This is a genomic window from uncultured Tessaracoccus sp. (assembly GCF_947286155.1).
Lineage (GTDB): Bacteria > Actinomycetota > Actinomycetes > Propionibacteriales > Propionibacteriaceae > Arachnia.
Genome location: NZ_CAMYPD010000043.1, coordinates 1 through 21,576, shown reverse-complemented (window position 1 = coordinate 21,576; position 21,576 = coordinate 1). Strand labels below are relative to the sequence as shown.

Genomic DNA, 21,576 nt, shown 5'->3' with positions numbered 1-21,576 from the left:
GTCATCCCCCTCACCTACGGCATGAACAACGCCGGCCGCACCACCTGGCGCGTCGGTGTGCAAGTAGGAAACACCATCACCTACGGCGCAGCGTTCAACTACGTGCGCCGCTGATTGCGGCAAGCGAACCTGGGGCCGGTACTGTCAAGGTACCGGCCCCAGTGCCGTATCGGAAGGATCTTCTATGCGCCGTGTGCTCTGTCTCCTCGCCGTGCTGCTGTTCTGCGCCTCGCCGCTGGCCGTCGCCGACGACGCGCCGCCCGTCGAGCAACCGTCGAAGGAGGGCAGCAACGCCGTCGGCGCCTGTCTGGATGCGGGGCAAGTGTGGCTGTACGTCACCGACGTGGACGGCACCGTCGTCGCGAACCAGTGCGTGGGCACGCCCGACAACGGTGAGGCCGCACTGCGGGCAGCCAACGTCACGGTTGAGCACGACAAGGGCGGCATGATCTGTGCGCTCGGCGGGCGCCCCGACCCGTGCCCTAAGACATTCGACGGCTCGTTCTGGAACTACTGGCACGCGTCGGCCGACAAGGGTTGGGAGTTCTCCTCCAAGGGCGCGAAGGAGTGGAAGCCCAAACCAGGCACCATCGAAGGCTGGTGCCGCAACAGCAAGGACACGGAGGGCTGCACGCCGAAACCGCTGCGCGTCGAGATCGACGGCGAGCTGCGCCTCCCGTCGGGGGTGGCCGAAGCAGACCTTGCCGACCCGGAGGTGGTCATGCCAGAGCCGGTGCCGGAGTCTGGTTTCCCCACCGGCACCGTCGTAGCCGTGGGTGTGATCGTCGTGCTTGGTGCGGCTGCCGTGGTGATCGTCAGGCAGCGGCGCCAATCGAGTGAGGCGTAGGCGAGCCGCCTCAGCCTGCCGGGTGCTGCTCGCGCGGCAGCCACATGGCGTAGGTGGGCGACGTGCCTGGAGCAGGGACCTCACCCATCTCCACGAACCCGAACTTCTTGTAGTAGTCGACGTTCGCGCGGCTGGACGCCTCCAAGTAGGCGCCTACGCCGTCGCGTCGGGCCTGGTCGACGCCGTATTGCACGAGCGCGGTGCCCACTCCACGGCCGCGCGCTGCGGGCGGCGTGCCCAGGTAGGCCAGGTACCAGTGCGGCACGCGCGGCTGGTGACGGCGCTCCGAGAGCGTGATGCGCAGGGCGTCGGGGAAGCGGCGGTGCAGCCGCCGCACGTAGAGCGGGAGGTTGCGCAGCACGGCGGCCCACGGCGTCGATGCGCCCGGCGACTGCCACAGCGCCGCGCCGAGCGTCGTCTCCCCATCGACGGCGACCACCGCCCCCGGCCCGGCCGCCAGCATTTCGCTCACCTGCGCCATCATGAGCGAACGCAGACGCTCACGCGTGGAGCCCGCGGGCAGCATGGCGACGATGTGGTCGTCGGTCATGAACGCGTCCGCGAGTGCGCGTGCGGCGTCGCCGCGATTCTCGTTCGTCACCGGAACGACAGAAAACTCAGCCATGTGAGACCACCTCTACTTCGCACAACGCGACTGAGCGCACACCAGATCATGATTTTGGCCTCCCAGGGGCCATTTTCGCCATCTGGCGTGCGCTCAGTCGACTTCTCGACGTTAGCCAACAACTCGGACGGTCTCCGTGAACTCGCGCTGCACGTCCGCATTCTCCCGGTAGGTGACGAGGCTCACAGCCCACGCCACCAGCAGGCCACCGAGGAAGCCGGGGAGGATTTCGTACAGGTCGAAGATGCCGCCGGAGATGTTGCCCCAGATGCCGACGATCACCGCACCGGTCACCATGCCCGCGAGCGCACCCATCGCCGAGAGCTTGCGCCAGAACAGGGCGAGGATCACCGTCGGGCCAAACGAAGCGCCGAATCCCGCCCACGCGAAGGCGACCAGGGCGAGGATGGTGTCGTTTTGGGTCCACGCCATCGCGGCGGCGACGATGGCGACGACGAGCACCGCCAGGCGGCTGAGCAACACGTAGTGATCGTCGGAACGGGGATGCTTGTGGAGCCCTTTGATGATGTCTTCGATGAGTGCCGACGCGGTGACGAGCAGCTGGCTCGAGATCGTCGACATGATCGCGGCCAGCACCGCCGCCAGCAGGAAGCCCGCGATGAGCGGATGGAACAGGATCTGCCCCATGTCGATGAACACGGTTTCGGGGTCGGCGAGCGTGCTGCCCTCGCGCTGATGCCAGGCCACGCCGACGAGCGCCGTCGCCACCGCACCTGCCACGGCGAAGAGCATCCAGCCGATGCCGATCCGACGGCCGGCGCGGGCCTCGTCGGTGGAGCGCAGCGCCATGAACCGCACAATGATGTGTGGCTGCCCGAAGTAGCCAAGCCCCCAAGCCAGCGCGGAAATGATGCCGATCGCCGCCACTGATGTCATGGGGCTGGGCAACACGGCGAGCCGGTTGAGGCCCTCCGCCGCGTCGGCCTGCGACACCAGGCTGCCCACCGCGCCCGGGCCGCCGAGGACGATCATGCCTACCACCGGCACGAGGATCAGCCCCAGCGCCATCATGAGGCCCTGCACGAAGTCGGTGTAGCTCACGGCCAGGAAGCCGCCGACGAGCGTGTAGGTGATCGTGACCGCGGCGGCGATGAGCATGCCGACGCGGTAGTCGAGGCCAAAGCTGGACTGCATGAACACGCCGCCGGCCACCATGCCCGAGCTCACGTAGAACGTGAAGAACACCAAGATGATGAGGCCCGACGCGATCCGCAACAAGCGCGACCTGTCGCGCAAGCGGTTCTCGAGGAAGCTGGGGATGGTGATGGAGTCGCCTGCCACCTGCGTGTATGCGCGCAGCCTCGGCGCGACGAGCTTCCAGTTACACCAGGCGCCGACGGTGAGCCCCACCGCAATCCATGCCTCGACGAGTCCGCCGACGTAGATAGCCCCCGGCAGCCCCATGAGCAGCCATCCGGACATGTCGGCGGCACCTGCCGAGAGCGCCGCGACGGCGGGATGGAGGTCGCGTCCCCCGAGCATGTAGTCACCGAGGTCGTTCGTCTTCTTGTACGAGTACCACCCGATCAGCAGCATGGCCACCAGGTAGGCGATCATCGCGATGAGTTGGAACGCGGATGCTCCCACGGTTTTCCCCTTTCACAAACCCTCGCCACGCTACCGCGTCGCCCACCTCATGCCCATTTCGCACCCGACGAGCGAGATAGTGTGAGATCTGTTGCGGGTTTCCGTAACAAATCTCACACGTTGAGGGGTGTGGGCGCGGCAGGTGGTCACACTGCGGGCCGCACCCGATGAGGTTCAAGACGGAAGCCGGGTTTGGCCGTGGAGCATGAGTTTGGCAGGGCGTGGCCCGAGCAGTCGGTCAAAGACGAGACATGCAGCACCCACCGCGCCAAGGTCCTCGCCGAGGCGACTCGCGCGGCAGGTGACCTTGTGGATGGCGCGGGCGCTGAGCTCGTCGGCGAGCTCCCTGAGACGTCCCCGCGAAAGCCGCGGCTCGAAGAAGCACCACATCGGCCCGCCGAACACGAGCCGATTCACATCGTGAAGTAGCGCCATGTTGCGTCCAAGATGCAGGAGCCCATCGGAAGCCGCGGTCAGGGCTCGATCCACCTGTGGTTCGTCGTCCGCCCGACGAACCAACTCGGCCATACCTACGCTCACCCGAGGTCCGCAACCGAAGCGGGCCACCAACGCCGAGGGCGCCACGACGGATGCGACGCACCCCTGCGAGCCGCAGTCGCAGCGAGCCCCATCGGGGTCGACGATGAGATGCCCCACTTCTCCGGCGTTGCCGGAGACTCCCACGCCGGTCTCTCCATCCACATGCACACCCACGCCGATGCCCGTGCCGACATAAATAACGGCGGTAGAGTCACGGCGAATCCCACTGCCGTACCACGCCTCCGCGACGGAGGCGGCGGCAACGTCCTTGGCGAGCACGACGGGCAAGCCGACTGCGTCTTGCAGGGCATCCGCCAGCGGCACCTCGACCCAACGAGGCAGGTTGGGGGGCCGCACCACAGCGCCTGCATCGCGATCGATGGGGCCAGGCGTGCCGACGCCGACTCCCAGCAGGCGCGCACCATCTACGTCGGGCAGTTCGCACAGCTCGCGGACGACAGAGGCCATTGCTTCAATCGAAGGCCCGGGCTCGCCTCCGGACGGCAGCTCAAACTCCCGGCGTTCACGCACGTTGCCTGCGATGTCGAGTAGGACAGCTGACGATGTGTCCGGGTCAACGAGGACGCCTACCGCGAACAGCCCATCCGGCTTCGCGGCCAACGCGGTGCGGGGCTTACCCGTCGGCGTCGCAATCCGGCCAGCTTCGACGATAATCCCGTCGTCGATCAGCCGTCGGCAGATGTTGGTCACCGTCTGCGACGCAAGGCCGGTCATGGCCGCGATCTCTACGCGTGAGATCGACTTGGCTCTCCGAATCGCATCGAGCACCACGGCCTGATTCCAGGAGCCAACGAGCACGGCGTTACTGCCTGTGCGCGACGGTGCTCGATTCACGGATTGATCCTCTCACGAATGCTTGCATAAGACTTTATCCATATGATTGACTAACGCAAAGGTAGACATTCCTCGCAGGCAAAGGAGCACGCGAATGCACAAAAAACTCATCACACTCGGCAGCTTGGCGCTGAGCCTCACGCTCGCCCTCAGCGCCTGCGGGTCCGGGTCCGCAGACGGCAACGAGGACAAGACGATCAAGGTCATGTACCAGCGCACTGAAGGTGTGCAGACCATGGATCACTTGTTCAATGCCGCAAAAGAGCAATTCGAAAAGGAAAACGACGGCGTGACGATCAAGCTGGAGCCGATTGAGGCCGCGGAGGACGACTACGCCACCCAGCTCGCACTCTCTCAACAGTCACCCGACACCGCACCCGACGTCTTCTATCAAGACACCTTCCGAGTGCGCTCCGACGTCGCCGCCGGATATCTCTTACCGCTCGACAACTACCTGGAGCAGTGGGACGACTGGGGCAACTTCATCGACGCAGCAAAGGAAGCAGGCCGCGACGGCGACAAGACCTACGCTATTCCGCTCGGCACGGATACTCGCGGCATCTGGTACAACAAGAACGTCTTCGAGAAGGCAGGGATCGCCACGCCCTGGCAGCCCAAGTCCTGGCAGGACATCCTCGACGCTGCGGAGAAGATCAAGTCCTCGGATCCCGACGTGGTCCCCTTCCACATGTATGCCGGCAAGCCTGCCGGTGAAGGCACCGCGATGCAGAGCTTCCTCATGCTTCTCTACGGCACGGGCGACGGAAAGGGACTCTACGACGAGGACTCCAGCAAGTGGATCGTCGGCTCGAAGGGCTTTGTCGACTCGCTGCAGTTCTTGAAGGATCTGTACGACGGCGGCTACTCCGTCCCCGCCAAGGAGGCGCTCGACGCCAACCTCTGGCAGACCGTCTTCGACACGAGATTCCCCGAAAACAAGCTGGGCGGCATCGTCGAAGGTTCCTACGGCGCCTCGTTCTGGGCTGAGCAGGGTCCCTACCCGTGGGCCGAGTTCAAGGACAACATCGAGGTCACGGGCTTCCCGACGCAGGAAGGGCAGGGCCCGGGCTACGTCTCGATGTCGGGCGGCTGGACGGTCGCCATCGGCGCGAACACCAAGCACCCCGACGAGGCATTCAAATTCCTCACCTATGTGTTCAACTTCGAGAACAACCGCGATCACGTCGTGGAGGCCGCCAAGATCGCCGTCCGTAAGGACGTCGCCAAGGACCCGAAGTATCTGGAATCCGACCCGTACGTCGAATTCTTCACCAAAGCGGTCGAGTTTTCTCACTACCGTCCGGCCACCGCGGATTACCCGCGCATCTCGGCTGAGCTGCAGAGCGCCACTGAGAAGGTGGTCACCGACGCTGCCACTCCGGAGGAGGCTGCCAAAGCCTACGACGAGGCCCTGAAAGGTATCGTCGGCGCCGATAACGTGACGGAGGGCTGACACGTATGGCCCGGCTAGGAACAGCCCCGACGCCACGCGTCGCCCAGCGGCGTCGTGCGCAAATCGACGTGCGCCCGCTCCAGCGCGCCCTGCCACTGGCGCCCGCCGTCTTGATGCTCGGGGTATTCCTTGCCGGGCCCATCGTCTGGTCGCTGTATAGCGCCTTCACCAACGCGGCACTCACGGGACCCAATGCCCAGAACCCCCAGTGGGTCGGTGGCGCCAACTTTGCAAAACTGTTCACCGACCCGACATTCCCCAATGCCTTGTGGCTCACGCTGGTGTTCGTCCTATTCTCGGCCATCATCGGCCAGAATGGTCTCGGCATGGCGCTGGCCTTGCTCATGCAGGTCTCGGGACGCACCATCGCCAGGCTCACCGGCACGATCGTCGTCGTGGCTTGGATCCTCCCTGAGATCGTCGCCGCCTTCGCCCTGTACGCATTCTTTGTCGGAGATGGCATGCTCGACCAGGGCATGGCCATCATCGGGCTGGCTCCCGGTAACTGGCTCTACACCGCGCCCCTCGTCGCTGTCATTCTCGCCAACATCTGGCGCGGCACCGCGTTCTCCATGATGATTTACCAAGCCGCATTTAGCGGCATCCCGGATGATGTGCTCGAGGCCGCGCAGATTGACGGCGCGGGCGCCTGGCAGCGATTTACCAGGGTGTCACTTCCCATGATCCGCACGTCGATCGGCACCAACCTGATGCTCATCACGCTGCAAACCTTGTCGGTGTTCACCCTCGTGTGGGTCATGACCAAGGGCGGGCCGAGCAACCGTTCGATGATTCTTCCGGTATATGCCTACGAGCAGGCATTCAGCTTCTACGACATCGGCTATGGCTCCGCGATCGCGACGGTCATGCTGCTCGTGGGCGCTGTATTCGGCCTCACGTATGTCCGGCTACTCAGGACGGAGGACTGACAATGCGTCGACACACATTGGGCGCAACGGGCCTGACGTCCCGACTCGCCGCCAATCTGGCCCTGATCTTCGTGGGGGCCGTGTTTCTCGTCCCGCTCGCCTGGCTCGTGCTCGCCTCGCTTGATTCGGCTCCATCCGCGCAAATAGCCGCGCCGAGGAGTATCACGCTCAAGAACTTCGCCGAGGTCTTCACGTGGGAGCTCGGCATCCAGCCGCTAATCAACAGCCTTCTGCTGTCGCTGGGGTCGTCGCTCGTCACTGTGATCGTCGCATTGCTGGCGAGCTATCCGCTCTCCCGGTATCAGATGCGATTCAACCAGCCGTTCCTCTACACAGTGCTGCTGACCTCATGCCTGCCCATGTCCGCGCTGATGGTGCCCGTGTTCTCGCTCGCCGTGCGCGCCGGAGTGCTCGACTCCCTACCGGTGACCGCCCTGTTCATGTCTGCAACCGCCCTGCCCATGGCGATCTGGATGACGAAGAACTTCATGGACTCGGTTCCCATCGTGCTCGAAGAGGCTGCCTGGACCGACGGCGCTTCCCGCCTACACGGCCTCTGGCGGGTTGTCGTACCACTGATGCAACCGGGCGTCGCAGTGGTGTTCATTTACGTGTTCATGCAGGCATGGGGCAACTTCTTCGTACCCTTCCTGCTGTTGCGTAGCCGGAGCAAACACCCCGCTGCTGTGACGATCTACCAATTCTTCGGCCAGTACGGCGCAATCGACTACGGCATGCTGGCGGCCTTCTCGATCCTCTACGCCTTGCCGGCCATCTTCCTGTATCTCCTCGTATCCCAGAAATTCGGAGCCTCATTCGCGGGCTCTGGCGCGGTGAAAGGTTGATCCGTGGCACATTTCAGCACCCAACACGTCCGTGACCAGGCCAGTCGTTGGCTCGATCAGGTGATCCGACCGGCCGTCCATATTGCCAAGGCGCCCGTCGTCGTCGATGCGTGGGAAATCCCCGACGAACCGATTCCTTTCACGCAGGCAGTGCAGGGCGACTTCCGACCCATGGATTTGGATGCCCCTTGGGGCCGCCCATGGGGCACCACATGGCTGCGCGTCAGCGGTGAGATCCCGTCCCAATGGGAGCAGGGCCCGACGCAGAGTGCAGAACTCATCGCCGACATCGGTTTCAACGCCGTGCAGACGGGTTTTCAGTGCGAAGCTCTCGCCTACGACTCCCGGGGCCGCGTCATCAAGGCTGTTGAGCCGTTCAATCGCTACGTGCCGCTAGAGCGCGTCACCGAAGGAGGCCGCTTCGAGCTGTACCTAGAGGCGGCGTCCAACCCCGACGTCATCCACGGCTGGAGCTTCGAACCGACGAGGCTCGGCACCCCGGACGCGCTGCAGGGAGAGCGCCAATACCGCGTCCGTGAGATCGCTGTCGGACTACGCAGCACGGTGGTGGCTGATCTCATCATCGACCTCGAAGTGCTGCTGGGGCTCGCCCAGGAGCTGGGCGACGATACAACGCGAGGTACGCAGATCTTGTCTGCGGTCTCGCGAGCCCTCCAGTCACTCGACCCGGGCGACGTCGTCGGCACCGCCGCGACGGCCCGTGCGGCTCTTGAACCCGTACTGCGGGGCCCAGCCCACGTCGGAGCCCACAACATCAGCGCTGTCGGGCACGCGCACATCGATTCCGCCTGGCTCTGGCCCATCCGAGAGACCGCACGCAAAGTGGCCCGCACCTGGTCCAATGTGCTCGACCTCATGGATCAGCACCCAGACTTCCACTTCGCCGCGTCATCCGCGCAGCAGTACGCGTGGCTGAAGGAACACCATCCCGACCTGTTCGCGCGGCTGCGCGAAGCTGTGCGGTCGGGCAAGTTCGTCCCCGTCGGCGGGATGTGGGTCGAGTCCGATTCCAACATGCCGGGCGGCGAGGCGATGGCGCGGCAGTTCATCGAAGGGACGAAGCTCTTCCGAAAGGAATTCGGCACCGAGCCGGCCGAGGCGTGGCTTCCGGACTCGTTCGGCTATTCGGCGTCGATGCCGCAGATCGCGAAGCTCGCCGGTGCGAAGTGGTTCCTGACGCAGAAGCTCTCCTGGAACGAGGTCAACCGGATGCCACACCACACGTTCTGGTGGGAGGGACTCGACGGTTCACGCATTTTCACGCATTTCCCACCCTCAGATACGTACGGCTCTGATCTAGGAGCAGCTGACCTGCACCGGGCTGAACGCCAATACAGCGAAAAGTCGGTTGCCAACTCGTCGCTGTTGCTCTTCGGCTACGGCGACGGCGGTGGCGGCCCCACCCGCGAGATGCTGGCGCGCGCACAGCGGTGCGCAGAACTGGCTGGCTCGCCGAAGGTCAAGCTGGACAGCCCACGTAACTTCTTTGCCTCGGCTCAGGAGGAGTACCCCGACGCGCCAGTGTGGAACGGTGAGATGTACCTCGAATTCCATCGCGGCGTCTTCACGTCCCAAGCCGAGGGCAAGCGGGGCAACCGTCGTGCCGAAGCGCTGCTCCACGAAGCCGAGCTCTGGGCGGCCACCGCCGCCGTGCGCGCTGGGCGTCGCTACCCCTACGAGCAGCTCGAGCGCCTCTGGCGACAGACGTTGCTGTTCCAATTCCACGACATCCTGCCCGGCACCTGCATCAAATGGGTGCACGACGAGGTCGCACGCACCTACGCCGAGATGTTCGCCGAGCTCGAGACGATCATCGACGAGTCCCTCACCGCGATCGTTGGGGATGGACATTCCGAGATGAACGCCGTCGCGGCGCCGATCGAGGCCACCCAGGGCGGCATCACTGCGATGACCACCGACGATCAACCCGTCACCTCGAGAACCGAGGGCAGCCTCATCATCCTCGAACACGCGCACGCCAGAGTCGTTGTCGACCGTTTGGGACGCATCGTGAGTGCCGTGGATCTCGCGACGGGGAGAGAAGCAATCGCCGAGGGTGCGGGCGGCAACGTTCTGCAGCTGTTCCGCGACCGCCCCACGACGTGGGACGCGTGGAACATCGACCGCGACTACGAACTCGTTGGCCGGTTGCTCGAAGCTGATTCAGTGACGTTGGAGGACGACTCAGTCGTCGTCGTGACGAGCACGGGTCCGTCGACAATCACCCAGCGGATCACGCTGACTCCAGGGCGGGCTGGCGTCGCCATCTCCACTGTTGTGGACTGGGCGGATCAGGAGCAGTTGCTGAAGCTCGGTTTTGGACTCGACGTTCATGCCGATTATTCGGCGTGCGAGACGCAGTTCGGTCACGTGAAGCGTCCGGTGCACCGCAATACGTCGTGGGATGCCGCACGCTACGAGATCCCCGCGCACCGCTGGCTGCACGTTGGTGAGACTGATTACGGCTTCGCCCTAGCCACGTCGGTCTACGGTCATGATGTGTCCCGCACCGTGGGCGAGGACGGGAGCACCACGACGTGGGTCCGCGCATCCTTGCTCCGCGGCCCGCGATACCCGGATCCGGAGGCCGACCAGGGCCGGCACGAATTCCACCATGTCCTGCGCCTGGGTGCGACGATCGCCGACGCCTGTGACGAGGGCTATCTGCTGCACCACCGGCCACGAACGCTTGCTGGCGCCCACCCCGTCGAGCCGATCGTGACGGTGACCGGACGTGCGGTGCGGCTCGAGACCGTGAAGCTCGCCGAGGATGGCTCAGGCGACCTTGTGCTGCGGCTTTACGAATCACTCGGCGGACGGGCGTCGACGGTGCTGAGCGTGGACCCCGAATTCGTGTCCGCGAGCATCACCGACCTCCACGAGACTGTGCTCGACCCACTGGAAGTGGAGCCCGGGGCGCGCAGCTCCATCCAACTCACGCTGCGACCGTTCCAGATTCTGACCGTTCGCTGCGCGCGGAAGGCGTGAGCTGCCTCGGCATCAACCCTGCTGGGAGCGCCGCACGCAGGTCGCACCCGACGAGCGAGATAGTGTGAGATCTGTTGCGGGTTTCCGTAACAGATCTCACACGTTGAGGGGTGTGGGCGCGGCAGGTGCCGTCGGCGACGGTCCCCGTCGGGGATTTACGACGGCGAGAGCCGCCGTCGAAAGACCCACAACCGCGACAGCAGATAGATGTAGATGCCCTCTGCGAAGGCGGCGAGGATGCGCGCCAGCTCAGGGGGTACGCCGAGCGCGTTCAGCATCCACGAAAAGCAGAGGATCCAGAGCACGTAGTTCGTCACCAGCACCAACAGGTAGCGCCCGGATTGCCGCCCGGTGTCGCCGTGGGCGCGGAAGTTGAGCAGCTTGTTGAGCACGAACGCGACGCTCGCCGCCACCGCGAAACTCACCGACACCGCGACGGGGTACGGCCACCTGAGCCCACGCGTGCTGAACGACAACAGGACTAGGTCGAGGAGGAACGTCGAGGAGTTGATGATCGCAAACCCGATGAAGGTCTGCGGCAGGAAGCGCCGGATTTGGCTGGGCATGAGGGCATGCAACCAGCCGGTGAAGGCATTGAATGCCTCCGCCGCTGTTGTCTTCGTCGCGTCCGCCACAGGGAAAGTATGACGCACGACGGGCACCACGCGACGCGGTCGTCACGGGCCGAGAGGCCGAGGAACGGTATAGGCCGCGAGTCGACGTCGTCGGCGAGCAGGCACAGGAGCCCCGAATTCGGCCGCCACGTCGGTTGTCCCTGAACGCCTCCGCCAGGCTCAGCCCAAGGAACTCGCAAGCCCAATCAGCAGCGGAAGCAGCAGTAGACCCAGCACGACGGACACGAACAGCCGGTGGTCTCGCAACACGGCCAGGTATTCGCGGATCGTCGCCGCCGGCCAGTAGTAGCGCGCGGTCCGGTAGCCAAGGGCATAGCCCGGCACCTTGGCGCGACGCATCATCGTCGCGGCACGAAACGCGTGATAGTCATTCGTCGCAACCACCACAGGCCCATGAATCCCCTTGTCCCGCAGCAGTTCGGCGGTGAGGGCGAGGTTCTCTGCGGTCGTCGTCGAGCGATCTTCCAGCCAGATTCTCTCCGACGGCACCCCTCGGCCCTGCGCATACTCAGCCATGGCCGAAGCCTCGGAGACCTCCTCATCGGCGCCCTGTCCACCGGACATGATGATGGGAATGTCACGCCCGCCGCTCCACTCCTTGCGCGCGAGTTCCAGCCCCTTATCGATGCGACGCCCGAGCAGCGGCGACACCGACCGTCCACGCAGCGCACCACCCAGCACGACGACCGCACTCACCTGCCTACCGAACCGGCCAAACCACCAGACATAGAAGTTGGAGTAGAAGAGGAAGCTCACGAACCCGACGGCCAACGCCAGCAGGGGTAGCCCGAGCGCGCCAAGAATGAATGCCTGCCAATCCCACTGCAGCAAGTAAGCGACGAGGAACGCGGCCACGTAGGCGAGCATCCCGGCTCCGACAAGGCCGGACAGCAACGTGGCGCGGGTGCGTCCTTCTCTGCGCAGCATCAACACGAAGTTGGCGATGAGGAATACCCCGACGATCACCGGCGAGCCCAGCAACACCAAGGCGAGCACGACGAGCACTAACCCGAACGGCAACCCCACCACCGGCAACGTAGCGGCAACGCCCATCCACAGCGCCACCTGCGCCAGGAACGCGGCGACCCCGAAGGTCAGCAGAAACCCCGGCCACACGACGCGTGGCTCGATGGCGAACCACACCGCAAACGCGACAAGACACACCAAGGCAACGACAAGCATGACCTAATTACACCGCAAGCTGTTGTCGCACGTCAGTAGTGCCAGCTCCACTGTCGACGGTGGCCCGGCCCCTACGCACTGGGCGGCGCGGGCGTCGTCGGGGCAATCTTCGTCTACGCGACACAGGATTCTCGCGGGACGACAGGCCTCATAGTGTGAGATGTATTGTGGAAAACCGCAACACATCTCACGAAATGAGCGATCTTAGCCGGGGCGTCGGGTGAGTTTCAGCATCACGGGCCCGCGTGCGGTGTTCATTCCCGACGCGCCACAGCCGGCCGATCCATCGGCCTTGCCGCTGGGGCAGGCGCCGCAGCCACCGTCGGGGCAACCGGACGAGAGCTGCTCCGAGACGAGGAACCCTGTGCGCTCAAGGTGGGCCAGGGCGGCGTCGACAACATCGGGCGCGAGGCCCGTCGCGCGTGCGATGCCGGCGCGAGTGCCGACGCCGTCGCCGATCGCGTGCGCTACCTGGGTCAGGGGGCCGCTCACGCGATCAGGCTCCCGATCTGGAACACCGCGACGGCCAGGAGCCAGGCCCCGGCGAGCTGTGTGCCGACCCCGAACAGTGTCCACTTCCAGCCAATCTCCCGCAGCTGTGCAGCGAGCACCGCCATGCACGGCGTGTAGGCGAGGAGGAACACCAGGAACGCCCACACGGCGGGGATCTTGTGCCCGCCCGACGACGCTTCGAAGGCCTGGTTGATCTTCGCGGCGAGCGCGGCGTCGTCGCCGGTTTCTTCGGGATCGTCGACGGCGTAGGTCTGCGCCCACGTCGAGATGACGGCCTCCTTCGCGACGAAGCCCGTCACCAGCGCGCCGGTGGTCTCCCACGTGCCGAAACCGGCGGGTTCAAAGACCGGTGCGACGGTCTTCGCCACGGCCGCGTAGGCGGAGTCCTCGGGCTCGAGGTCGCCGAACGAGCCCTCACCGGTTACCGGAATGGACTGCAACACGAACACCGCAGCTACGGTGACGACGATGATGCCGGTGGCGGTTTCCAGGAAGCCCTTGAGACGGGTCCACGTCACCGACGCGGTGATGCGCGCCGTCGGGAATTGGTAGGGCGGCAGGTCCATGATGAGCGGTTCGCTGCCCATGGTCCGCCACAGCGTGTTCTTCATGAGCAGCCCGGCGAGCACGATAAGCACGATGGAGAGCAGGTACATCACGAACACGACGCTGCCCGCGTGCCTGGGGAAGAATGCGCTTGCCACCAGCATGTACACCGTGAGGCGCGCCGAGCACGACGTGAACGGCACGAGCAGCGCGGTCATGATGCGGTGGCGACGTTGCGAGAGCACGCGGGTGGCGGAGATGGCCGGCACGTTGCAGCCGTAGCCCACGATGAGCGGCAGGAATGCCTTGCCGGGCAGGCCGATCCAGCGCATGGTGCGGTCGGCGACGACGGCGGCGCGCGCCATGTAGCCCGAGTCTTCCAGGACGGCCAACAACACGAACATGAGCGTCATCAACGGGATGAACGGCATGAGTGCGCCCACGCCGGCGATGATCCCGTCGACGAGGAGGCTCGTCACGATGTTCGGCAGGTGGATGGCTTCCAGCCCGGCGCGCGCCCAGTCGGTGATGGGGCCGGTGACAAGGCCTTCCAGGCCGTCCTGTAGCGGTGCTGCCACCGTCGTCGTGATCTGAAACACCAGCCACATCGTCGCCAAGAACAGCAACGGGCCGGCGACGGGGTGCAGTGCGATCTTGTCGAAGCGCTCCGTGTTGGTGAGTTTCGCCTCCGTAGGCTGCGTCGTGGCGGAGGCGACGGCGGCGTCGATCCAGGCGAAGCGGTCGTCGGCCAGCGCGAACTCGTCCGCGTCGGCGGGCAGCGCGCGCGGCGTCGCGCAGCATCCGTCGAGGGCATCCATCACGGCCTCTTCCAACTCGACGAGACCCGTGCGCGTGCGCGGATTCACGGCGACGACGGGCACGCCGACGGCTGCGCTCAGCGCTTGCTGGTCGACGTCGATACCCCGCTGGCGAGCGACGTCGTCCATCGTCATGGCGACGACGATCCGGAAACGGTGCTCGCGAACCTGCGAGAGGAGGTACATGGAACGGCTGAGGTGGGCTGCGTCGACGATCACCACGACGACGTCAGGACGCTCATCCTCGGGCGCCTGGAGCAGGAGCGCGTGGGTGAGTTCCTCGTCGGGTGACATCGCGTCGAGCGAATAGGCGCCGGGGAGGTCGAGCAGGTCGTACGTGCGGCGGCCTTTCCACGCGCCGCGCCCCACCTCGACGGAGGTGCCGGGCCAGTTGCCCATGGTGCGCCGGGCGCCGGTCAGGGCGTTGAACAACGTCGACTTTCCGACGTTGGGCGAGCCTACGAGCGCAACGATGGGCGAACCTTTGGGTGCGACGGCCCCGGCGTCGTTGCAATGGCAGCTGACGACGGGTTGTACGGGCTCGATGCGGAGAGTGCTCGTCATGCCGGACGCACCTCAAGCATGCGCAGGGTGGCGCGGTCGAGGGCCAGATGGGCGCCGGCGACACCGACAACACGTCCGCCTCCAGGAGTGCGCTGCCCGGCCGTGATCTGCGCGCCGGGACGGATACCGAGTTCAGCGAGACGGCGAACGACGAAGTGGTTGCCTGGTGTGCGTACAACGTTGGTGACGACGGCGCCAGTGCCGGCTTGCAGTTCACCCAGCTCAGCGCGTTCCCGTGACTGTTTCGTGCTCATATCGGGGATACTACACGGTGTAATAAGGTTAGCCTAACCTGGGTTCGATTAATGATCGATCTGCGTTGCAGTAATATTCTTCTGGCTTGTCAGAGCCACTTTCGGAAGAGGGGGCGAGGGATCCCGTCGGGGTTGTTTCGGAGATAAGGCGCAGGAGCGGCCACGCAATGGACCGCTCCTGCTTCAACAGGCGAGATTGAGAGAAGGAGAGAGGTGAGAATCTCGCCATCTCTAACCAACCACGCGGAGGGTGCACTTTGGGCCGAGAACCGGCAGGAACCTGCAGAATACCTCCAACCCGCTCCCCTCCGACGTGGCCCGTCGCCGTTGGAGAGCCGAGTGGGTACATTGGCTGACGTGAGCATCCAAGTTCGTCCCGTGTCCGCAGCCCGCGTGCTCGAGTTCGTCGCGCAGCGGGGGTCCGCGTCGTTCCTGCAAACTCCGGCCTGGGCCAAGGTGAAGTCCGACTGGCGAGGTGAGACCGTCGGCTTCTTCGATGGCGACGAGCTCACCGGCACCGCGCTCATCTTGTATCGCAAGCTGCCGAAGCTGCGTCGCTACCTGGCGTACCTCCCCGAGGGGCCCGTGCTCGATTGGGGACGCACCGACTTCGCAGAACACCTCGACGCGCTGGTCGCCTACGCCAAGCACAACCGCGCGTTCGCGGTGCGCATCGGCCCGGCGGTGGTGCATCGTCGCTGGAGCGCCCCCACTATCAAGAGCGCCATCGCCGACGACGAGATCACCAAACTCTCGCAGGCCACCCCCGATGAGACGACCCTGGAAGGCACCCGGGCGCTGCGTGCGCTGCAGCAGCGGCGGTGGATCACCGACGAGTCCGGCGAAGGGTTCGCGGCCGGTCAGCCGCAGTTCAACTTCCAGCTGCCGCTTCGCCACGCCGACGGCACGCAGAAAACCGAAGACGAGCTCCTCAAGGGCATGAATCAGCTCTGGCGTCGCAACATTAAGAAGGCGGCCAAGATGGGCGTCGAGGTGCGGCTCGGCACCCGCGACGACCTCGCGCGCTTCCACGAGCTCTACCTCGAAACCGCCGAGCGCGACGGGTTCACCGGACGTCCGCTGGTGTACTTCGAGCACATGTGGGATGCCCTCAACGGGGAAGAGGACGGGCGCATGAAGCTCTACCTCTCCGAGCACGAGGGCGATCTCGTCGCCGCGACGACCTTCGTCACCGTCGGCGAGCACGCCTGGTACTCCTACGGCGCATCCTCGACGCACAAGCGCGAGGTGCGCGGATCGAATGCCGTGCAGTGGCAGATGATCCGCGACGCGAACGCCGCCGGCTGCGCCGTCTACGACCTGCGCGGCATCGTCGAGGGAGTGGGCGCCGACGATCCGGAGCTCGGCCTGATCCAGTTCAAGGTGGGCACCGGCGGCGAGGCCGTCGCCTATCTCGGCGAGTGGGATTTCCCCATCAATAAGGTGCTGTACAAGGCTTTCGACATCTACATGAAGCGACGCTGACATGCTGAAACTCCACATCGACACCGAACTCTGGCGCGCCCACCAGCGTGACGTCGTCGCGCAGTGCCCGGGTATCGTGCCCGTCGCGAAGGGCTGCGGGTACGGCTTCGGCAACGCTTTGCTGGCGGGGGAGGTCGAGCGTCTCGGTCTGGATACCGTCGCGGTCGGCACCGCCCACGAGGTGGCCGAGCTGCGCGAGGCCGGCTGGGCGGGCGACATCGTCGTGCTGAACCCGTGGCGGCCGTTCGACGCGCTCGCGACGCAGTACCTCGCCGACCCGCACGTCGTCACCACCGTTTCGCGCGTCGAGGACGTGCAGGCGCTCACGCGCGAGCACCCGGGCACGGCCGTGCTCGTGGAGGTGGAGACGTCGATGCACCGCCACGGCATCGCCCCCGACGAGCTCCCCCGCGCCGATCTCTCCGCACTCGATGTGCGTGGTTGGACGGTGCACCTGCCCGCCTCCGGTTCCCTCGACGAGGCCCGTGCGCTCGCGGTGGCCGTCGCCCGGCATCCGCAGGCCGACAAGGGAATCTGGTTCTCGCACCTCTCCTTCGACGACTACCGCACCCTCGCCGCGGAACTCGACGTGCCAGTGCGGATGCGCGTCGGTACCCGCTTGTGGCTGGGCAACCCGAAGGCCTACCGCGCCACCGGCACGGTCCTCGACGTGCACCAGCTGCCGAAGGGGACGCCCGTTGGTTACCACGGCGAGAAGACCCCGTCGCAAGACTGCCTCGTCGTGATCTCCGGCGGCACGGCGCACGGCGTCGCGCTCGCCGCCCCCGCCACCGCGCGTTCGTTCAAGCAGCGCCTCATCCCGTTCGCGGAGGCCTTCGACGAGTTCCGCGGTCAGGTGACAAGCCCGTTCACCATCGACGGACGCAAGCGCCCGTTCGCCGAGCCGCCACACATGCACGCGTCGTTGGTGTTCGTCGACGGCCCGGGCCGCCCGGTCACCGTGGGCGATGAGGTTCCCGTCACCGTCCGGATGACCACCACTAACTTCGACGAAGTCATCTTCGAGTAGGGACCAACGGCGTTGCGCGACTGAGCGCACGCCAGAGGGTGATTTTGGCCTAATTTGGACTATTTTTGGCTTCTGGAGTGCGCTCAGTCGTGCGATGCGCAGTTGACCCCCGCCGCCGCACGCTGTGCATGGTCTCCAGCAGCAGGGCGAGTTCGAAGCCGACGCGCAGCACCACGACAAGGTGGTACAGCATCCATGGCCCGCTCTTGCCGGGCTCGAGGTGCCCGGCAAGTCTCCCCCACACGGCTGCAGTGTGCAGGAGCTGCACGAGCGAATACGCCCACAGCACACCGCCGGCCGGGCGCACCAAGAACAGCGCAAACAGCACCCACAAGGCCATCTGCGGCGGATACGTCGGCGCGAGCAGCACCCAGATGAGCACCATCGTCGCTGCCAATTCCCCCACGCTCGGCGTGCGCCGCGACGTGTACAGCCACGCCAGCCACACGCCGATCACGAGCAGCGACACCACGAACGTCAGCGATCCGAATTCCCGAAGCGGCACCCCCATGTCGTGAGCCAAGTACCACACCGATCCATAGCTGATCTGCCCGTTGACCACAGCGTGGTAGAACCGAAACACCGACGAGAGACTCGTCGCAGCCTGCGGCACGTGCACCAGCACCACAGTGGTGCTGAACGCCCCAGCGAACAATGCGCACCGCCGCCACTGCGCCCGCAGCACACACCATGCGCACATTGCCACGACGAATGCCAGCGCCATCGTCGACGTCGACGCGGCCAAGCCACCCACCAGAGCGGCTTCAAACGTGCGCTCGGCGCTGAATGCGAGTACCGCGAGCGCGGTGAGCGCCAGCCCGAACAACTCCCAACTGATGAGGCCCGCGGCGAGCACGACGGGGGACGCGGCAATCACCATGACGTCCCAGGAGCGGCCCTCACGACGCGCGGTGTGCGCGCTCACCACCACGAGCAGCAGGAAGGCCGCGAAGAGCATGATCGCCGTCGCGCCAAAGAACTCGGGCAGCCCTTCGTACCCGTTGCCGGCGGGTTGCGACGTGAACCGCCAGCCGAGCAATCGCCCAAACCAGCTACTCAGCGTGATGAGCATCGCCAGCAGTGGCGGGTAGTCGAGGCTCGACCCACCCAGTAGGTGCACGCCGGACGCCCACTCGTTGTACGAGTAGTTCACCAACACGTCCGAATAACACAGCCGGATGTAGGCGTTCACCGGATTCGCTGGATCCGTGGTGATGCACGGAAGATGCCGAAGGTACAGGAGCGTGAACAGGCCGGTGGCGGCGAGGATCGCCCAGGGCAGTGGCTGAAAGAACGGCCCAGACCTGCGCCCATGCGCACCCAAAGGACCGCCGAGCGCGGGAATGAGTGCATTGTTCACCTGCGTCACCCTAATGGATTCGCGCGGCGTTACGCCCCGGCGTTCTCGCCTGCCCCAGATTGCGTGGGCTGCGGCTTGGTCGGCTGCGGCTTCGTCGGTTTAGGTTTCGATGGTTGCGGCTTTGTCGACCGCGTTTCCGTCGGCTCGGGCTGCGGAGCAGGCTTCGTCGGGCGATAGGTAGGTTGCTGACTCGGCTCAGGCTCCGTCGGCTCCTCCGAAGGCTCGGCTGAGGGAGGCTCCGACGTTGGCGTCTCGCTGGGCTGCTCCGTTCGCTTCGATGGCTTGGGCTCGGGCGTCGACTCCTCCGTCGACTCCGGTTCTCGCGGTTCGGGCTTTTCCTCGACGGGTGTCTTGCGCTTCCGCTTCAACTCCGGCGCGGTGGCGAAGTCTTCGACGGGCTGACCCTCCGTCGCGGCCTCCATGTAGGCCAACCAGGTGCGTAGCGGGTAGCCAGAGCCATAGAACGTGCGGTGCTCCGGCGCCCGATACGGCACGAGGTCACCCGTGCCGCCATCCCCCGCAACGAACATCACCGCGGTCGATACCTGCTTCGTCATCCCGACGAACCACGCCGAGGTGATCTTCTTGTCGATGCCGTTCGTGCCGGTTTTACCTGCGACGGGGCGCCCCAATTCGGATGCCTTCGCGCCGGTGCCCTCGTCCACCACGGAGGTGAGCGCGTCGACAACGTTGGCCGCCACCTCCGGCTCCACCGTCTGCTTCCCGGCGGTGTCGGCTTCGTACAGCACCTCTCCGCGGCTGTCGGTGACCTTCTCGACGATGTGCGCGGCGTTGCGTTTCCCCTCGTTGGCGAGCGTCGCGTACGCGTTCGCTATGTTGACGGGGCTCACCTCGGCGACGCCGAGCGCCAGGCGGTTGTTGCGCTCCCAGCCCTTGCCTTCGGGGGCGCCAGCGTCGTTGGCGGCCTTGGCGATCGCGTCGGCGCCGCCTTCCATCTGCTGCGTGAGGTCGACGAATGCGGTGTTGATCGACTTCGCCAGCGCTCGCCTGAGCGTCACGTTGCCGTACTCTTCTTCACCTTGGTTGTGTACCGGCGACGAGTCCCCGCGCGGCGTGAAGGTGTTGCCGTCGAAGATGGACTTGAGCGTGAACCCCTGCCTCAGGCCAGCGATCACCGCGAACGTCTTGAACGTGGATGCGGCCGGGCGCGCCGTCGTGGCCCAGTTGCGCGGCGCCTGCACGTAGTCGGGCCCGCCGTACATGGCCTTCAGCCCGCCCGTGGCGGTATCGACCGAAGCCAGCGCGATGTGGAGGTCGTCGGCTTTCGCTCCGTCGCGGCTCCCTTCAGCCGCCTTCTTCGTGTACTCCTGCGCCACCTCGACGGCCTTGTCCTGCAGGCGCTTGTCGATGGTGGTGGTGATGCGCAGGCCGCCGCCGTGGATCTGCTCCTCGGGGATGCCGGCAGCTTCCAGCTCGCGCTCCACCATCTTGATGAGGTAGCCCTTCGGTCCGCCGTAGCGGTTATTCACCGGCACGTCGGGGAACGTCGGCAGCTGCGCGTAGGCCTCGTCGTACTGCTGCTTCGTGATCGAACCCTGCTCCAGCATGCCCGCCAGCACGTACTGGTAGCGCCCCAGCAGCTTGGCGCGCTTGGCTTCGCCGCCCGACGGGTTCAGCCCCGCTGGGTTGTTGAGCAACGCCGCGAGCGTAGCCGCCTCCGCGACACTCACGTCGCTCACAGGTTTCAGGAAGTACGACTTCGACGCCGCCTGCACGCCGTAGGCGCCGCGGCCGAAGTAGATGGTGTTGAGGTAGCCCGCGAGTACCTCCTCCTTCGGCACTTCCTTGCCCAGCTTCACAGCAAGCATCAGCTCGCGCACCTTGCGCTTCAGCGTGCGTTCGGAGTCGAGGTAGAGGATCTTGATGTACTGCTGAGTGATGGTGGAGCCGCCCTGCATTTCGCCACCCGACGCGATACTCCACGCCGCGCGCGCGATGCCGAGCGCCGAGAAGCCGGGGTTGTCCCAAAATGAGCGGTCCTCAGCGGCGATCACCGCGTCCTTCATCACCTTTGGGATCTCGTCGTAGCCGAGGGTTTCGCGGTTTTGCACCGAGAGCGATCCCAGCTGGGTCTTGCCGTCGGCGTAGTAGATGAACGTGGTGTTGGTCTGGAAGTCATCGTTGGGGTTGGGCACCTCGGTGGTGACGTACAGCGCGGCCAGCGCGCCGAGCCCAGCGAGAGCGACGACGAGCACCGTAATGGTGAGCCCCAGTGCGAGGCGCCTCCACAGGCTTCGCCGCTTGCGGGCGCACTGCGGCTTCCCGTTGGGTTTTCGCTGCTTCGAGCGATTCACTCGTCCTCCCGGTGCTGACCAACCATAAACGGGCCAATTCTACGCCGCGAACCCAAGGCTTCCGACGTCGTGGCTTAGGGCAACGCTACGCAAACAGCGCGAACACCCGTGAGTTGACCCTCTGGGCGCGTAGTGTTCTTTGCATGGCTGGTGGGTTTGATGA

At 65.4% G+C, this 21,576-nt stretch carries 17 protein-coding genes; 7 read left to right on the top strand and 10 right to left on the bottom strand.

What is annotated here, in order from left to right; all coding sequences use genetic code 11:
* The first annotated feature begins 184 nt into the window (after positions 1 to 184).
* Positions 185 to 847 (top strand): hypothetical protein, encoded by a 663-nt coding sequence (locus Q0X68_RS10500; RefSeq protein WP_297751349.1) that lies wholly within the window; start codon positions 185 to 187, stop codon positions 845 to 847.
* A 10-nt stretch (positions 848 to 857) separates the two neighbouring features.
* On the opposite strand, the gene Q0X68_RS10495 is transcribed toward Q0X68_RS10500, so the two are convergent.
* From Q0X68_RS10495 to Q0X68_RS10485, 3 genes are all read right to left on the bottom strand, one after another.
* Positions 858 to 1,472 (bottom strand): GNAT family N-acetyltransferase, encoded by a 615-nt coding sequence (locus Q0X68_RS10495; protein WP_297751347.1) that lies wholly within the window; start codon positions 1,470 to 1,472, stop codon positions 858 to 860.
* A 111-nt stretch (positions 1,473 to 1,583) separates the two neighbouring features.
* Positions 1,584 to 3,080: a sodium/proline symporter PutP gene (gene putP / locus Q0X68_RS10490; protein WP_297751344.1), complete on the bottom strand. Its 1,497-nt coding sequence runs from the start codon at positions 3,078 to 3,080 to the stop codon at positions 1,584 to 1,586.
* 174 nt (positions 3,081 to 3,254) lie between these two features.
* A complete protein-coding gene (locus tag Q0X68_RS10485; RefSeq protein WP_297751341.1) occupies positions 3,255 to 4,475 on the bottom strand; it encodes an ROK family transcriptional regulator in 1,221 nt (406 codons plus the stop codon).
* 94 nt (positions 4,476 to 4,569) lie between these two features.
* On the opposite strand from Q0X68_RS10485, the gene Q0X68_RS10480 reads away from it, so the two are divergent.
* Genes Q0X68_RS10480 through Q0X68_RS10465 form a run of 4 tightly spaced genes read left to right on the top strand, consistent with a single transcriptional unit; the run spans position 4,570 to position 10,711 of the window.
* Positions 4,570 to 5,928 carry an extracellular solute-binding protein gene (locus Q0X68_RS10480; RefSeq protein ID WP_297751338.1) on the top strand — a complete coding sequence of 453 codons (1,359 nt, stop codon included), beginning with the start codon at positions 4,570 to 4,572 and terminating at the stop codon, positions 5,926 to 5,928.
* Positions 5,929 to 5,933: 5 nt separating this feature from the next.
* On the top strand, positions 5,934 to 6,857 hold the full coding sequence (locus Q0X68_RS10475; RefSeq protein ID WP_297751335.1) for a carbohydrate ABC transporter permease: 924 nt from the start codon (positions 5,934 to 5,936) through the stop codon (positions 6,855 to 6,857).
* A 2-nt stretch (positions 6,858 to 6,859) separates the two neighbouring features.
* Positions 6,860 to 7,702 (top strand): carbohydrate ABC transporter permease, encoded by an 843-nt coding sequence (locus Q0X68_RS10470; protein ID WP_297751332.1) that lies wholly within the window; start codon positions 6,860 to 6,862, stop codon positions 7,700 to 7,702.
* Between the two features lie 3 nt (positions 7,703 to 7,705).
* Entirely contained in the window at positions 7,706 to 10,711 is a 3,006-nt protein-coding gene (locus Q0X68_RS10465) for a glycoside hydrolase family 38 C-terminal domain-containing protein (RefSeq protein WP_297751330.1), read from the top strand.
* Between the two features lie 155 nt (positions 10,712 to 10,866).
* On the opposite strand, the gene Q0X68_RS10460 is transcribed toward Q0X68_RS10465, so the two are convergent.
* The 5 genes from Q0X68_RS10460 to Q0X68_RS10440 all read right to left on the bottom strand — a co-directional run bounded on the left by Q0X68_RS10460 (position 10,867) and on the right by Q0X68_RS10440 (position 15,223).
* Positions 10,867 to 11,364 (bottom strand): GtrA family protein, encoded by a 498-nt coding sequence (locus Q0X68_RS10460; protein WP_297751327.1) that lies wholly within the window; start codon positions 11,362 to 11,364, stop codon positions 10,867 to 10,869.
* Between the two features lie 141 nt (positions 11,365 to 11,505).
* Positions 11,506 to 12,528: a YdcF family protein gene (locus Q0X68_RS10455; RefSeq protein ID WP_297751324.1), complete on the bottom strand. Its 1,023-nt coding sequence runs from the start codon at positions 12,526 to 12,528 to the stop codon at positions 11,506 to 11,508.
* Positions 12,529 to 12,732: 204 nt separating this feature from the next.
* Entirely contained in the window at positions 12,733 to 13,020 is a 288-nt protein-coding gene (locus Q0X68_RS10450) for a hypothetical protein (RefSeq protein WP_297751322.1), read from the bottom strand.
* Positions 13,017 to 14,969 carry a ferrous iron transport protein B gene (gene feoB, locus Q0X68_RS10445; protein WP_297751319.1) on the bottom strand — a complete coding sequence of 651 codons (1,953 nt, stop codon included), beginning with the start codon at positions 14,967 to 14,969 and terminating at the stop codon, positions 13,017 to 13,019. Before feoB ends, Q0X68_RS10450 begins: the two co-directional genes overlap by 4 nt.
* Positions 14,966 to 15,223 carry a FeoA family protein gene (locus Q0X68_RS10440; RefSeq protein ID WP_297751316.1) on the bottom strand — a complete coding sequence of 86 codons (258 nt, stop codon included), beginning with the start codon at positions 15,221 to 15,223 and terminating at the stop codon, positions 14,966 to 14,968. The genes feoB and Q0X68_RS10440 overlap by 4 nt, the downstream gene beginning before the upstream one ends.
* Before the next feature lie 357 nt (positions 15,224 to 15,580).
* Between Q0X68_RS10440 and Q0X68_RS10435 the strand changes: the two genes are divergently transcribed.
* Positions 15,581 to 16,708, top strand: coding sequence for a peptidoglycan bridge formation glycyltransferase FemA/FemB family protein (locus Q0X68_RS10435; protein ID WP_366128207.1), 1,128 nt, complete (start codon positions 15,581 to 15,583; stop codon positions 16,706 to 16,708).
* Position 16,709: 1 nt separating this feature from the next.
* Positions 16,710 to 17,738, top strand: coding sequence for an alanine racemase (locus Q0X68_RS10430; RefSeq protein ID WP_297751313.1), 1,029 nt, complete (start codon positions 16,710 to 16,712; stop codon positions 17,736 to 17,738).
* A gap of 49 nt (positions 17,739 to 17,787) precedes the next feature.
* Here Q0X68_RS10430 and Q0X68_RS10425 read toward each other — a convergent pair whose 3' ends face one another.
* Positions 17,788 to 19,098, bottom strand: a complete 1,311-nt coding sequence (locus tag Q0X68_RS10425; protein WP_297751311.1) for a hypothetical protein — start codon at positions 19,096 to 19,098, stop codon at positions 17,788 to 17,790.
* Between the two features lie 29 nt (positions 19,099 to 19,127).
* Entirely contained in the window at positions 19,128 to 21,413 is a 2,286-nt protein-coding gene (locus Q0X68_RS10420; protein WP_297751308.1) for a transglycosylase domain-containing protein, read from the bottom strand.
* Positions 21,414 to 21,576: the final 163 nt, after the last annotated feature.